Here is a 14,389-nt window from a genome sequence, read left to right on the forward strand (position 1 = left end):
AAATTCGTTTTGCACTGAAAAAGAAAGTTCCCAAGCCAACTGACCTGGGAACTTTCTTTTTTTAAGTGAAACGATCGTTGTCCACTTTCTTTATCTCTAAATAACTGCCCAGAAACCATGCCATAAAGCCGAATAAGCACCAATATAAAATCGCCCAAAATTCGAAGTCCCAGCTAATAAGCCAAAACGCAAACAGTATTTCGCAAACAATGATCCCAAATGCATTGCCGTGTTCTCGCAAATGCTTGTACGATTCCACGTAATCTTCGCTTTGGCTTTGCTTGTTTTCCTTAGAAAAATTCCTTTTCTGCACGTACATTTCCCCACGGTTCACTCGCATGCGGAAAGAATGGTACTTCCTCGGCGCCTCCTGATTATCCTTCGTTCTCGACGCGCTTAATTGTTCGTAGAACTGCTGAATAAAGGAAAAAGTAAACATGAGCAAAACAAAAAAGCCACTAAGGACAGTAAGCGAGATGAGATGCTTGCCAGTACCCCAATGTTTTTCATATTGATTGTCAATAATCATAGGTGAAAATATCCAAATGACCAACATGAAAAAGATGGCCAGCAAACAATGCGCAAAGTATTTCCAGGTCGGTTTAATGGGATAAAAAAATACTAATGAGCGGATGCCGTGCAGAATCAAAATGAGCATACTGGAAAAATACATATACAAAAACCCGGAAACCGCTAATATAATCGCAGCTAAAATCGGAAAGCCCGTCACTTTTATCTCTATGCTTTCGTTTTGCCGATCAATCAAATCGTCACTCCCGATGATTTTCAATATTTCATTCGCACCCCTGCCCTCCAGACCGTAAGTCGTACTGAACAACAGGTTATACACATCACTTTTCACACTCTGGCATTTGGGGTCCGGATAAAAAGCTTTTGTGATAGCTGCATCGTAGTTGATAATCAAATAAAACAAAATCACGATCCCAAAAATCGTGCCTAGCAAATAGCGCACCAGATAAAACTCCCAAAATCGGTTCCCTCCCATACTTCCCTCCCTGTTGTCATTCATTGAACACTCGGCAAAAACACAAATTACCAAATATTGTACCATATACCCAGGACTTTCAGCTTAAAATAAAAAACCCCCGGTCATCCGCCCGGGGGTAGTGTTCGTTATCCTTGTTGTCGCGTCGGCGCCAGCACAATCTCGCGAATATGGACACTCTGCGGCTGGCTGAACGAAAAAGCAGATCGTCTCTGCTACCGTTTTCGGATCGAGGCCGCTTGCTTCGCTGTGCCGCCGCCCTCCTGCGTATGCTGCAAGATTGCGCCGATAATAACGTCCCAGTCGCCTTGCGGAAGCTCATGCCCGGTTCCTTCCAGCGTCACCAGCGCGGCGCCGGGAATCGTCCGCGCCAGCGCGACACCGTGCGGATACGGAATGATCGGGTCTTCTGTGCCGTGAATGACCAGGGCAGGGACCGCGATTTCTGCCGTCCGGGCCAAATACGGTTCGCTGCCGAGAATCAGCGCGTGATTGTTGATGTTTGCCATCTTGCGGCTGCGTTTTACTTCCGCTGTCGCCAGCTCATACGTCCGCTGCTCGTCAAGCGGGTGCCGGGAGCCGACGAGCACTTTCCACTTCGCGACGGAAAAGTCGATCACGTCCTGCTCCTTTTCCCAGTCTAGCTCTTCTACATTGCTGAAAAATTGCACGATCTTCTCCTCCATCGGCGGCAAATCCGGGGCGAAATTGGACGTTGCCAGCAAGCCGATCGTCCGCACTCTTTCCGGATGCCGCAAAGCGATGATCTGCGTGATGATCCCGCCCATCGACATGCCGACGATGTGCGCCCGCTCGATCTTGTAGGCATCGAGTATGTGAATCGCGTCGTCTGCCATGTCCTCGAACGTATAGCCCGGATTGCCCAGCTCAAAAGTGGTAGAGCGGCCGACATCGCGATTGTCGTAGCGAATGACAAAGCCGCCCGCGTCCGCCAGCCGCTGGCAAAATGGTTCCTCCCACCAGACGAGCGACGCCTGCGCCCCCATAATCAGCAAAATAGCCGGATCGGCCGGATTGCCGAAGCTTTCCGTGCAAAGCTCTACGCCATTTCGATTCACCATTTGTTCGGTCATTCGTTTCTCCTCCTTCAACATGCGGTCTTTTCATGAAACGACTGGACTTTTGCCAGGCCGTTTGCGCGCGGACAGTCAAGGCTGCCCGAGTGAAAACTTGGCTGCGCCAAGCCGTTGGCGCAGCCTTAGTTGCACTTATAAATCTTACAGTACAAAAAAACACAGGCTGGCTGCCTGTGCTGGTGTAATCGAAAAAGCCGAGAAAAAGAACCGCGCCAAACGCCGCAGACTTGCCGCGTTGAAGCACGCCGCGCAAAAAGCAGAGCCGCTTTTGCAGCGCGCAATGGCAAACGGCAGCGGGCGAAACCGTGAAAATGACCGTTCCATTCGCTTCCTTCTCTTCTTTTGTTTTTCAGGGCAAGCGGGGCCGTCGCTTGAAAAACTTCCCCTACCTGTCCTGCAAACCGGTTACCATGCAGGCAAACCATTTTTCGATTACCGTACGCACACGACTTAGCCTTTTTCGTGCTATTTCCAATCATTGTGCCAGGAATGAAACCGAAAAATTAGTTTGCCACACGTAACCCTCCGTTCCTCTCAATTGCGTCCACCCTACCACGAGCCGCTGCGAACTGTCAATGACTGGATAATCGTCCAGCACGCGCGCCCGTTTTCCCTCATAGCCTTCGTGCAGACGCTACGCCGTAATTTTCCACCCGCTCGTTCTTCGCTGCAGCTCCCACAGCCGGGCGTACAGCCCGCCTTTTTCCAACAGTTCCTGGTGCCGCCCCTGCTCCACGACCTTGCCTTGTTCCAGCACGATGATGTTGTCGGCGTTCACGACCGTTTTCAGCCGATGGGCGATCAGGATGACCGTCCGGCCTTTGACCAGCCGCCCGATCGCCTGCTGCATGTCGGCTTCGTTTTCCGGGTCGAGCGAGGAAGTCGCTTCGTCCAGGAGCAGCACCGGAGCGTTTTTCAAAATCGCCCGGGCGATGGAAATGCGCTGCTTTTCGCCGCCGGACAAAGTGGAGCCGCCCTCGCCGACCATCGTGTCGTAGCCATTCGGCAACTTCATGATGAAGTCGTGGCAGCACGCTTCCTTGGCTGCGGCCTCAATCTCTTCTTGCGTCGCATCTTCCCGCCCGTAGCGAATATTGTTGCGGATCGTGTCCTGGAACAAGTACACATCCTGGAATACCATCGAAATTTTTTGCATGAGCTTCTCCGGGTCGATCTCGCGTTCATCTTTTCCGCCGAACAGCACCCGTCCCCCGACCGGATCGTAAAAGCGCGCGATCAGCCGCAGCAGCGTGCTTTTTCCGCTGCCGGACGGCCCGACGATAGCCGTCAGCGTGCCTTTTTTCATCTCGACAGACACGCCGTCCAGTACGAGCGTGCCGTCGTCATAGCCAAAGCTCACCTCTTCCAAGCGGATGTCGTGCTCCTCAGGCGCTGCCTGCTCGCCTTGCATGATCGGCTCGGCCAGCAGATTGACGATGCGCTCTCCCGCCATCGCATCGTACTTGAACGCAGGCAGGCGCATGATCGCGACAGACAGCGGGTCGAAAATGCGCGCCCCGACCAACAGGAACATTGCGAACAGCGGAACCGTCAACTCGCCGCCGAGCACGAGATAGACGCCGACAATCGTCAACAGCGATACGCCCATCTGCATGAATGCCATGGCAACGAGGAAAAACGGGCCGAGCACTCCCTCCAGCCTGATGCTCTCTTGCATGTAGCGGTAAAACGACTGCTTCAGCCTTTGGAAGTTGTCGATGCGCAAATTGTACGCCTTGATGACCTTCATGCCGTACAAATATTCTTGCAGGCAGTTCGCGAGGGCGACTTTGGCCCGGGAATGGCTCGTGCCGAGCCTTCGTTCCAGTCGGGAGACGCCCCACAAAATGAGGATCGTGACCGGGAATCCGGCCAGCATCGCCACGGCCATGCGCCAGTCCCAGAACAGTAGGCCGAAAAACGCGAGAAACGGGATCAGCACACCGCTAATCAACTGCGGCAAAATCGACGTTCCGGCATTTTCAATCTGGGTAAAATCATTCATGATCGCATGACCCAGCTCGCCTGCGTCCTTGCGCATGAGAAAACCAAGCGGCAGCTTGCGCAAGTGCTCGGCCAGATTCGTCCGGCCCTCGACAGACGCTTCGTACGCGCCGCGATAGATCGCGCGATACGCTTTTCGCTCACAGTAGAACACGACGATCAGAAATACGGCCATGCCTCCCCACGCCAGCCATAAGCTTTGCGTATCGAGCGCAGCCTGCTCTTTGGCATAGTAGGCGTAAACGAGGCTCACGGCCCAGGCCAGACAGCCAAACGGCAGCATGTTGGCGAGATTCGCCAGCACGGCCCAAAGGATCGGCTTCCACATTTTCCCGGGGTTGCCGGCCGTAATGTCGTACAGCAGCTTGCGCATCAGCCGTACACCTCCTTCTCCTGCCTGAGATCAATCGTCCAGTCAGCCGAGCTCGTATAGGCAGCCCACATGTTTTTGTACAATCCGCCGCGGGCGAGCAGCTCGCGATGCGTGCCGCTGTCCTCGATTTTGCCGTTTTTCAGCACGATGATCTGATCGGCTTCGCAAATCGTCGTCAGCCGATGGGCGATAATCAACACCGTCTTGCCGCGGATCAGCTCTCCCAAGGCAAGCTGCATCTCGTATTCGTTTTCCGGGTCGGCGTACGCTGTCGCCTCGTCGAGAATCAAAATCGGCGCGTTTTTCAAAATCGCGCGAGCAACCGACACCCGCTGCTGCTCCCCGCCCGACAGGTGCACGCCGCCCTCGCCGATCAGCGTATCGTAGCCATGCGGCAACCGCTCAATGAACCCGTGACATTGCGCCGCCTTCGCCGCAGCGTACACTTCCTCTCTCGTCGCACTCGGCCGACCGGACAAAATGTTGTTGTAAAGCGTGTCCGTAAACAGGAAGCTGTCCTGAAAAACAAAGGACATGGCGTCCATCAGCTCCGCCGTCTTCATCTCGCGGATGTCTACGCCGCCGATGAAAATCGTCCCTTTTTGCACGTCCCAGAAGCGTGGAATCAACTGCGCAACGGTCGATTTGCCCGAGCCTGACGGACCGACGAGCGCCGTAATTTTTCCCTGTGCCGCGACAAAGCTGATTCCCTGCAGCACCTCGTTGCCGCCCTCGCCCTCGTACGAAAAGGAGACGTCGCGAAACTCGATGTCATAGCCCGTCGGCTTCGCACCGTGCTCCGGCTCCGGGATCGCTTTTTCTTGCAGCATCTCGTCAATGCGTTTTACGCCCTCGGCAATCGTCGTCATCGCCGAGGCGAAGTTGTTCAGCTTGAAAATCGGCGTGGATATCCCCGGAGCGAGCACGAGAAACAGCATCAGCGTAGCAGCAAAAGCGACGTGATCCGGGTCCTGGCTGATGAAAAACAGGCCGACCGGAAAGAAAAACGTCGCCAGCGAGAGCATGACTACCTTGAAGGACACGTAGCCCAGCTCGAAATTGTCCGTGTAGCGCAGGCTGAAATCGCGGTAATGCAGCATGTCCTGGTAAAACTTGCGGAACGAATGCACCGTCTGGCCGAAAATTTTGATCGCCGGCATCCCGCGCACGTATTGCACCGAGGACGTGCTGATCGCCTCCAGCGCGTCAAAGTATTCCTTCAGCCCCGCCTTCGCCTTTTTCCCAGCCATCATCGAATATTGGGCGGCGAAGCCGAGCACCATCGGGATGATGCAGGCCAGCGCCAGCCATACATCGAGCGAAAACATCGCGACCACGATGACGACGAGCATCACCGCCGTATTAATCAGGTCAGGCAACTGGTGGGCGATGAACAGCTCGATTCGCTCCACGTCCAGCTCCACGACTTTTTTGATTTTGCCTGTGGCATTTTTGTTGAAGTAGCCGAGCGGTAGCGCACCGATATGGTCGGCCAACCGCACCCGGATGCCGTACAAAATGCGAAAGGCGGCAATGTGCGAGCACATCCCGCCGACGTACATAAACAAATAGCCGAGCAAAAGCCCTGCCACGCCCCGGACGGCCCAGGCAATGACATAGCTCGCATCGACGGCCGAAATGTCTGCGGCATGCCGCAAAAGCTCAGCCAGGACGTAGTAAATCGACAAGTACGGGACGAGCAGCAAAAAGACGCTTACGGTAGACAAAACTACCGAGCAGACCATCAGCGTCTTTTTTTCACCTGCCAGCTCCAGCAGTCGAGCCATTCCTGTTTTTGGCTTACGTTTCAACGGTTCTCACTCCTTGTTCCGTGAAAATCGTCTCCACATCGTGCGTTGCTTTCAATTCCACAATCTGATCGCTGGCCAGCCCGGACAAAATCTGGTCGTGCGTGATGATGACTACCGTTTTGCCAGCCTGGGCGAGCTTTTTCACCCACGCTACCACCTTGAGGACGCCATCCCCATCGAGTCCGCTCGTCGGTTCGTCGAGAATGATCCACTCTGCGTCCGAGCAGTAGGCGGCCGCCATCGTGACCCGCTGCTTTTCTCCGCCCGACAAGGACGCCGGATGCCTGTCGCGCAAATTTTCGATGCCAAACGCCTCCATCGCCGCATAGGCGCGCTGGCGCAGCTCCTCGTCCAGCCGTCTGCCCATCACGATCTCGTTGCCCACGCTGTCGGCGTAGAGCTGATAGTCTGCGTCCTGCATGACCAGGTAGCTCGCTGCGCGCCTTTTGCTCGCAAAATAGCGGGCGGAGCCGTAGTGGACCGTGCCCTTTTGCTCGCGCAGCAGCCCGCACAAAATTTTGCTCAACGTCGTCTTTCCGGCCCCGTTTTCTCCCGTTAGCGCCGTGACAGTTCCTTTTGGCAGCGTAATGTCGACCTCCGAGACTCCGTCGCCTTTTCTGCGGTAAAAATACGAAAGCCCTCGCCCTTCCAGCGCGATTTCGGACGGTGTGGCCTTCTTCGCCTGATCCTCCGCCTTGCTGGCACAAGCCATGTCCGGGTGGCGCAGCCCGTACGGCCGCACCGCTTCCATCGGCAGTTCGGCAAACTCATCCCTCGTCCACGTCTGCGCGATTTTGCCGTTTTCCATGCACACATACCGATCCGCTACAGGCAAAAACGGCGTCAGCCGATGCTCGCAAATGAGCAGAGTCGTGCCGTTTTGCTTGAGCCTTCCCAAAATTTCGATCAGATTTCGCGTCGAGGACTGGTCCAGATTGGCCGTAGGCTCGTCTAGCAACAGCAGCGGCGGGGCCAGGACCGATGCAGCCGCAATCGCTACGCGCTGCTTTTGGCCGCTGGACAGCCTGTGCAGCGAACGGTCGAGCAGATGGTACACACCGAGCTGCTTCGCTACTTTGTCGATCCGCTCCCTGATTTCTTGCGGGTCCATCCCGATGTTTTCCGCGGAAAACGCCAGCTCGTCGCGGACGTTTTCCATAAAAAACTGGCTTCGAGGGTCCTGGAACACGACGCCCATCAGCCGCGTTCTCTCCTGCGGCAAAAGCTCCGCGGGACTTTTCCCGCCCACGCGGACCGTGCCGCTGAGCTTGCCTGCGTAAAAGCCGGGGGCGAGGCCGTTGACCAGCCGCATCATCGTGCTTTTGCCGCTGCCCGAACGCCCGCACAGCACGACACACTGTCCGGCTTTTACCGACAGGTTGATCTGGTTGACCCCCGTCTCACTGCCGGGCGTCCCGTCTTCGCTCTCATAATGGAAGGTGACATCTGTCAGCTCGATCATGCCATCATCCCTCCCGCTCCGTAAATAGCTGTCGCCGCTATAATGTAGATGACCAGCGCCACTGCGTCCGCTGTCCGGAAATGAAACGCATGGATCGACGTCCTCGCGCAGTCGCTCTCGATCCCGCGCAGCTCGGCCGACGAAGCCAGCTCGGCGGAGAGCTTCAGGCAGCGCACGACCAGCGGCATGAAATAGCATTCGTAAGCCATGGCCGGATGGAGCAGCGCGCTGTACCAGTGCGGAAAAATCCCCCTCGCGCGAATGCCGTCGCGAATCGCCTTCATCTCCAACAGCACCACCGGGAAAAAGCGGATCAGAATGCAAATCATCACGGTAATCGGCCGCGGCACTGACATCCGCTCCAGGACGCACATGATGCTGCCGGGGGGCGAGTACATCAGCGTCGCCCCGATCATGACCAGCGGCATCATTCTGGCAAACGAATAAAAAACAAGCTTCATCGTCCCGAGCGTCTCCGGCATGGCAAAAGAAACAGCCAGAGACAGGACATAAACGAGAATAAAGGGAAGTACCTTTCTGGACAGCCGATTTAAGACCAAGTACACTACACTTAAAGCCACCATCATATGTACCTGCAGGTCGTCCTTGATGAGGATCGTCAGGATGCTCGCCAGAAGAAGCACCAGCAGGTGTGTCTTTGGACCTGGCTGCCTCATGCCAGCTTGGCCTTTTTCACATGTTTTCTGAACAGCATGTTCCCGATCATGACACCGACAAGGCCGCCCGCTGCCGAAATCAGGCACATGGTGATCGCCATGCTCGGAGTCCCGTAGTAGTAGAGCATTTCATCCAGCGCCACTTTGGAGTAGCTTTTGGACAGAGTCGCAATGTACTCGTCGCGGAAGAAAATGAGCGGAACCATCCCGCACAGCGAGTAGCCTACATAGAACAAGGCGTAGGCGATGGCGTTGCGCACAGGGTTTTTATAGCCTTCCTGGCCCCACAGAACCAGTTCGCAAATGATCCCCATGACGCCGAGCACCAGCAGGAAATACGCATAGCCATAAGCGACAAAATACAGGCCCGTAATGATAGCGGATAAGAACAGTACGCCTCTTTTGTTGATTTTATTCGCCATGACCACATAGAGCGGTCCGTTGAGCAGAGCGGTGATCCCGCCGACAATCAGGTAAGAGGCGAAGGTAAAAATTGGGCAGAACGTAATGATGATGAGCATGACGACATTGAAGATGGCGAGTGTGATGAAATCCCGCAACGTCCATCTGTTTTGCAGGGGTGAGACTTGAGCTTCCATGATCGTTCCTCCTTATGTCCTATTGCAAAAATGTAGAGAACTGTAAATGAGATCAATTTTCATTTGCAGTGACTTGGTTCCATTTTATTTTTATCCAACTTGGAGGGTCAATGAGCTGGGCGCAGGTGCGTCTTTTCGTGGTATGTTTTCGTCCGATCACGGTATTTGGAGGTGAAAGCAAATGAAGGACATCGTGACCGAAATGCATGTGCCTTGCTTGATGCAATGCGGTTTTTACCAGGATGACAGCCAGGTGCCCTACAGTCAGGCAGGGACGTGCTTTTCCGTCTCGCCCGAAAAAGGCTCCGGTCACTACTGGACGTACTCCCGGGAGAACCTGTTTGCCATCTCGATTCTCGACTTCGTTTTTTATGAGGATTTGTTCCTGGAATTTCAGCAGCCGAAGTATTTGAGCCTGAACTACTACGACTCTGTCTCGGGCGAAGAGCTGCACCCGTACAAGCGCCTGTCCTCCGGCTGCATCCGCGTGCATTTTGGCTGCAACAACGTGTATCGGGCGCGCTACCATAAAAATATCCCGATCCGTTCGACGGGGATCGAGATTACGCCGGAGTATTACGAAGATTATTTGAAAACAAAATACCCGGATGAGTACACGGACCCGCGCTCGTCTTTTCTCAGCGTGGACGGACTGACGAATTTTCCCGAGCTCGTCTTTCTGTTCCGACAGATCAGACAGTTTCGCGGCACCGGCATCGCGGCCAAGCTGTACTACGAGGGCAAGGTGGCGGAGGCAGTCTCGCTGATCGTCGAAAAAGCCCAGCAGCAAAAAAAGACGTATCCGAGCAAATACGTGTCCAAAGCGGATTTGGACAGTCTGCAGGCTGTGACCGCCTATATCGACGACCACTTTGCCGAGGACATCCACCTGGAGTCGCTCGCCCGGATCGCCTGCATGGGGACGACCAAGCTCAAGAGCACGTTCAAGCTCGTTTACAAATGCACGATCACGGAATATATCCAGAACAAGCGGATGAGCCGGGCGGAGCAGTTGCTCAGCAGCACGGACATGCCGATCAACCAGATTGCGCAGCTCGTGGGCTACCACAACTCCAGCCGTTTCTCCGAGCTGTTTCGCAAAATTACCGGGATGCTGCCGAACGAGTACCGGAGATACTGCGCTACGCTCTTGTAGGTCAGACGGTCGGGGGAAGCTGGTCAGAAGCTGGTCAAGCGTGTTGACGGCGTTTGCGGTCCCGCCTGAACGCTGTGCCTGGTCTTTTTTGCGCGGTGCTGCTGCATGGCGCAAGTCGAAGCGTTTGCGCTCCGCTGACGTCCATAAAGCCGGGCTTTCCCTGCCGCATGCCGATCCGCTAGGTACAAAAAAAGCTGTAGCCGCTCACACGTACGGCTACAGCTTCTTCGTTTAATTCAGGCGATGCACGATCTCGTACCGGTTGCCGCACGGGTCCTGGAAATAGACTGCGTAGTAGGTGGGGCTGATGGGAAAAAACTGCGGCCCGCTGTGAATGGTCCCCCCGGACTGCTCCACGAGCGCGGCCATCCGGTCTACCTCGTCCCGGTCGCTCGCCCAGAAGCCGATCAGATTGCCGTTCGGACGTGCTCCGGGTCTTCGGTGATCGCAAAGTACGGCACACTCGGCAGCTCGCCTTCCGCTGCAAACACGCGCCGGTTCACACTGTGAAACGTGCGCGTAAACCCGAGCGCAGGCAGCAGCTTTTCGTAAAAGGGCAACGATTTTTCCTAACTTTTCACTCGCAAATCCATATGGCTGAACTTGTTCATTGGACACTGCTCCCCTCGTTTTCCTCCGCGCTCAGGCAAGCTTTTTCCTTCAGTTTTTCCAGCGCTTCCTCCCACTGCTGCTTCATCTGTTCGCGCGCCGCTGCGTCCGGGAGGTTTTCCTGGTGAAAGCTGATCGTCGTTTTCCCGTTTTTGGCGGCTAACAAGCGGATTTGCAAAGTCGACGGCTTTTCCCACTCCGGCTTGTTCCACCTCAGGCGAAGCTGCTGAAACGGCTTGACGACCTTGAACTCCCCGGAAATCCCTTCTGCACAAGCAAAAGCTTCTCCCACCTGAAAGGCAGGCGGCGGCAATTCGCCCAGCCACAGCTTCAAGCCCTCTTGTGACGTCAAAAAAGTCCAGGCCCCTTCGCTCGATATCGGCAGCGTTCTGCGCACGCCGATCTGGAACCCGGTCGCGGCGGTTTGTCCAACCATTTTCGGTAATGCCAAAGACGGTTTGCTGTTCACTTTCCCACCTCACCATTTGCGTACATTTGTTAGCGCTAACTGCCAGCATGCTTGCAAAAAAATTACGGAGTCAACGCCTTGACGAACAAGTCGATGCTCGATTCCATGAACCGCTGCCTCGTGACGTTTGTGATCGTCTCTGCCCCGTACAAATGCGTCATGAACGCCCCGTAGTTCATCCACATGAAGGTGATCGCCTGCGCTTCGGCATCTGTGGCGACCAGCTTGTTTTTCTCCTGCATGAGTTGAAAATATTGCGTCAAAAGCTCCAGCAGCTTGCGCGGATGCTTTTGCGCCTTTTCGCGGATGGCCAAGAGATCGTCATCTTTGAGCACGATGAGAAACAGCTTGCGATTGCGCTCCATGATCTCGTGGTACATCCGGCTCATCATCAAGAGATCAGCCCGCAGCTCCCAGACGATCTGTTCCGCGAAAATCCGCTCCATCTCCACGGAGTAATGGTAGCGCTCCACTGCCTGGTCGAGCAGATTTTGCTTGCTGCCAAAATGGCGAAACAGCGTCATTTCGCTAACCTGGGCAGCGGCGGCGATTTCTTTTGTCGATACGCCTTTGTAGCCTTTTGCCGCCATTAACTCGATGGCTGCTGTCATCAGCTTTTCTTTGGTGTCCGTAGCCATTTGTCCCTTCACTTCGTCCTCCCGTCATCGTGGAATTTCGCTTTTGTTTAGTTAGTACTCACTAACGTACGTAACCATAGCTTATTTCTTTTTTTTGGAAATGTCAATAGCGATACGGCAAAAACCCTGGCTGACCAATCCTGGGCTTTTGTCTAACAATGCAAAGATGCTTCTCCACTACTGCCTACTGCCGCAGCGAAAACAGCTTCCGCACCCGTTCGTCCCGCAGCCAAAGCCCGCCCCAGGCGAGAATCGCCAGGTAGAGGGCAAACAGCGTGTGCGTGAACAGGGGCGCATCCATGCGAATCTGTGTCGCGATCACGCCGCCAAAATACCCTGTCAACAGCACAGCGCCTCAAAAAGCCGTTCGCGGCAGCGCATACAGCACCGTAGAGACGAGCGCGAGAATGCCCAGCAGGGCGATATGGTGCTCGGCATAGCCAAGCTCCAGCGTGCCTGTTATTACCGGCTCGGGCTGGATGAGTTTGAAGATACCGTCAAACAGCATGAAGAGAATGACAAGCCCGCTCATGATCCGGGCTACCCAGAGGCGGGTTTTGGAAATGTTTTGCGCCACCATCCGTTCCACCTTTCTTCCTGAAAAAATTACGATTGCGCTTTGCTGCCTTTTTACGAAGCCTATGTCCCCTGTTGCTCTCATCAACTAAGAAAAGGGTAACACAAACCGATTCGCGACATTTCTCATGAATTGCTCTGTTGGCAGCCGGGTTTCTCCAGGCAAAAAGAAACAGCCTGCGCAAATAGACAGATGTCCATTGCGCGGACTGCGGACTGCAGAAGCGGCTTGCTTTTCCACCATTATTTCATGCGCTGAATGTCGTAGCCTTTTTGTTTCAACTGGTCGAGAACCATTCCTTTCATCGCGTAATGGGCAGAGCCGATCACGACAAAAGAGGTGTGTTCTCCTTCCTGCTCCAGGAGCTGTACCAGCTTGCTCGCCATGTTGCGGTCCCGTTCCCCGAGCAGGCGCTGGTTCACTTCGCCAGCCCCGAACTGCCCGTAGGTTGTCAAGGTGTTGGTCAGCCCTTCCAGATCGCCTTCCACCCAGTCGCGCTGCATGTCTTGCAAAATTTTTCCCTGGTCGGCCAGTTGCTCGCCAGAGAGGATGCTGTCCAGCATAGTGTTCAATTCTTTTTCCTGCTGCTCGGCAGGCACGCCAGAGAGCAAGTCCGCCTGCAGCTTGATGCCTTCCAACTCGTGGATCGGCTTGTCGGCAAGCAGCGCTTTCGTCAGGAAGTAGCGGTCAATGCCCGTAATCAGGCCAACCTCGCCTTCCGCCGGATCGGAGAAGTAGCCGAATGTCGGCAGCGACAGCGTAACGGCAAACGGCTTCAGCGTATCAAAGGAGTTTTCCGGCAGCCCCAGGCTTGCCAGCACCTTTTGCAGCTTGCTGTACGTCTCGGCGGATACGTGGTCCTTTAATGTCGTACCGTCGCTGTACATCATTTTTTCGGTCATGTAGTCCATGTCGCCGCCGACGATGTCTGCCTCGACCCACAGGTCGTCAGAAGCTTCGAAGGCGTCGCGGATGCTTTTTTTCATCGGGTACATGTCCGTAATCCCGAGGTGGACGGAGCCGAGCAAGTACAGCGTGTTTTTGCCGTTCGTCACCTTCCACATCAGACCTGCGGCACCGCTGCCCGCTGTATCGTAGGCGAACTCGACGACCCGGCTTGCGAGCACCACTGCCTGTTCAACCGTCGCAGGCTGCTGCAGGGCCAGACCCGCATTACCCGTTCCTTTCACCAGCCCTTTTTTCTGCAAGTACGCCAAAGAGTCTTGCCCCGTCATTTCGAATGCGGCCGGCAGCTCGTAATTCGCCAAAAGCTTGTACAGAGAGGTCATGACCGTTTCGCGCGTGATGACTTTCTCTTGAGGAACCGACACAGCCGCTGCTTTTTTCTGCAAGCCAAGCGCATCGAGCTTTTTCTCCGTAGCCTTCATCAGTTCGGCAAACCGATCAGCAGAGATCGGCTGCAGAAATGCTTCGTCCTGGTACCACTGCAACGGGAAAATCCCGTATTTCTCGCCTTCGTTCAAGGTCGTCACAGCCCATGGGCTGACGCTGGGAACTGACGCTGGCGTCTTAGCATGAACCGGGTAGACTTGCCCCAATAAAATGGACAGGCTGAATACCCCTGCTCCCGCCCACCGGAAAAACTTGCTCCATCGCTTGTTTTTGTTCATAAAAAGAACTCCTCTCATGCTGTCAAGCAGACTCGCTCGTTATTTTCTATCAATGGTAGATTATACCACAGCAAAAAATGCAAGTAACCCAAATGCTAGATTTGATTGGCTCATTTTGCGTTCATCCGCTCGACTCGTCCGGCTTTTTGCCGCTTTCCTCCCGGCGCTTATCTGTTATAGTAAAAAAATAACAACATCATTTAAGGAGCCATTCCTGTAATGAAGAAATTTGAGCTTTGAAAGAAAAAAGCGCCTCCTGTATGCTGGGTCTTGGAATGGT

General features: G+C 54.7%; 17 protein-coding genes. 3 read left to right on the forward strand and 14 right to left on the reverse strand.

All coding sequences use genetic code 11. The features are described 5' to 3' along the window. Window positions 1-61: 61 nt before the first annotated feature. Window positions 62-1,006 (reverse strand): hypothetical protein, encoded by a 945-nt coding sequence (locus AC3WJN_RS19945; protein WP_005829650.1) that lies wholly within the window; start codon window positions 1,004-1,006, stop codon window positions 62-64. A gap of 215 nt (window positions 1,007-1,221) precedes the next feature. Next, complete coding sequence (gene mle, locus AC3WJN_RS19950; protein WP_007778728.1) at window positions 1,222-2,100, reverse strand: alpha/beta fold macrolide esterase; 879 nt, start codon at window positions 2,098-2,100, stop codon at window positions 1,222-1,224. A 97-nt stretch (window positions 2,101-2,197) separates the two neighbouring features. On the opposite strand from mle, the gene AC3WJN_RS19955 reads away from it, so the two are divergent. Next, window positions 2,198-2,557, forward strand: coding sequence for a hypothetical protein (locus AC3WJN_RS19955; RefSeq protein ID WP_157179498.1), 360 nt, complete (start codon window positions 2,198-2,200; stop codon window positions 2,555-2,557). A gap of 180 nt (window positions 2,558-2,737) precedes the next feature. On the opposite strand, the gene AC3WJN_RS19960 is transcribed toward AC3WJN_RS19955, so the two are convergent. Genes AC3WJN_RS19960 through AC3WJN_RS19980 form a run of 5 tightly spaced genes read right to left on the reverse strand, consistent with a single transcriptional unit; the run spans window position 2,738 to window position 9,029 of the window. Beyond that, a complete protein-coding gene (locus AC3WJN_RS19960; RefSeq protein ID WP_007778726.1) occupies window positions 2,738-4,480 on the reverse strand; it encodes an ABC transporter ATP-binding protein in 1,743 nt (580 codons plus the stop codon). Next, complete coding sequence (locus tag AC3WJN_RS19965) at window positions 4,480-6,291, reverse strand: ABC transporter ATP-binding protein (RefSeq protein ID WP_007778722.1); 1,812 nt, start codon at window positions 6,289-6,291, stop codon at window positions 4,480-4,482. The genes AC3WJN_RS19960 and AC3WJN_RS19965 overlap by 1 nt, the downstream gene beginning before the upstream one ends. Then, window positions 6,281-7,753 carry an ABC transporter ATP-binding protein gene (locus AC3WJN_RS19970; RefSeq protein ID WP_007778719.1) on the reverse strand — a complete coding sequence of 491 codons (1,473 nt, stop codon included), beginning with the start codon at window positions 7,751-7,753 and terminating at the stop codon, window positions 6,281-6,283. The genes AC3WJN_RS19965 and AC3WJN_RS19970 overlap by 11 nt, the downstream gene beginning before the upstream one ends. Continuing rightward, a complete protein-coding gene (locus AC3WJN_RS19975; protein WP_007778715.1) occupies window positions 7,750-8,430 on the reverse strand; it encodes an energy-coupling factor transporter transmembrane component T in 681 nt (226 codons plus the stop codon). The genes AC3WJN_RS19970 and AC3WJN_RS19975 overlap by 4 nt, the downstream gene beginning before the upstream one ends. Next, on the reverse strand, window positions 8,427-9,029 hold the full coding sequence (locus tag AC3WJN_RS19980) for an MptD family putative ECF transporter S component (protein ID WP_007778710.1): 603 nt from the start codon (window positions 9,027-9,029) through the stop codon (window positions 8,427-8,429). Before AC3WJN_RS19980 ends, AC3WJN_RS19975 begins: the two co-directional genes overlap by 4 nt. 181 nt (window positions 9,030-9,210) lie before the next feature. On the opposite strand from AC3WJN_RS19980, the gene AC3WJN_RS19985 reads away from it, so the two are divergent. Further along, window positions 9,211-10,185, forward strand: a complete 975-nt coding sequence (locus AC3WJN_RS19985) for a helix-turn-helix domain-containing protein (RefSeq protein ID WP_005829666.1) — start codon at window positions 9,211-9,213, stop codon at window positions 10,183-10,185. 40 nt (window positions 10,186-10,225) lie between these two features. Further along, window positions 10,226-10,420, forward strand: coding sequence for a hypothetical protein (locus AC3WJN_RS19990; RefSeq protein ID WP_005829668.1), 195 nt, complete (start codon window positions 10,226-10,228; stop codon window positions 10,418-10,420). On the opposite strand, the gene AC3WJN_RS19995 is transcribed toward AC3WJN_RS19990, so the two are convergent. From AC3WJN_RS19995 to AC3WJN_RS20025, 7 genes are all read right to left on the reverse strand, one after another. Further along, window positions 10,417-10,554: a VOC family protein gene (locus tag AC3WJN_RS19995; RefSeq protein WP_007778708.1), complete on the reverse strand. Its 138-nt coding sequence runs from the start codon at window positions 10,552-10,554 to the stop codon at window positions 10,417-10,419. The two genes, AC3WJN_RS19990 and AC3WJN_RS19995, sit on opposite strands and share 4 nt — an antisense overlap. A gap of 38 nt (window positions 10,555-10,592) precedes the next feature. After that, complete coding sequence (locus AC3WJN_RS20000) at window positions 10,593-10,745, reverse strand: hypothetical protein (RefSeq protein WP_007778705.1); 153 nt, start codon at window positions 10,743-10,745, stop codon at window positions 10,593-10,595. Between the two features lie 47 nt (window positions 10,746-10,792). Further along, window positions 10,793-11,263: an SRPBCC family protein gene (locus tag AC3WJN_RS20005; protein WP_005829672.1), complete on the reverse strand. Its 471-nt coding sequence runs from the start codon at window positions 11,261-11,263 to the stop codon at window positions 10,793-10,795. A 62-nt stretch (window positions 11,264-11,325) separates the two neighbouring features. Then, a complete protein-coding gene (locus AC3WJN_RS20010; RefSeq protein ID WP_005829673.1) occupies window positions 11,326-11,913 on the reverse strand; it encodes a TetR/AcrR family transcriptional regulator in 588 nt (195 codons plus the stop codon). Window positions 11,914-12,085: 172 nt separating this feature from the next. Beyond that, entirely contained in the window at window positions 12,086-12,244 is a 159-nt protein-coding gene (locus AC3WJN_RS20015; RefSeq protein ID WP_005829675.1) for a hypothetical protein, read from the reverse strand. Window positions 12,245-12,256: 12 nt separating this feature from the next. Beyond that, window positions 12,257-12,481, reverse strand: coding sequence for a DoxX family protein (locus tag AC3WJN_RS20020; RefSeq protein ID WP_005829677.1), 225 nt, complete (start codon window positions 12,479-12,481; stop codon window positions 12,257-12,259). A 239-nt stretch (window positions 12,482-12,720) separates the two neighbouring features. Continuing rightward, window positions 12,721-14,109 carry a TraB/GumN family protein gene (locus AC3WJN_RS20025; RefSeq protein WP_005829679.1) on the reverse strand — a complete coding sequence of 463 codons (1,389 nt, stop codon included), beginning with the start codon at window positions 14,107-14,109 and terminating at the stop codon, window positions 12,721-12,723. Window positions 14,110-14,389 lie beyond the last annotated feature (280 nt).

It is taken from the genome of Brevibacillus sp. FW306-2-1A-C05A (assembly GCF_058781555.1).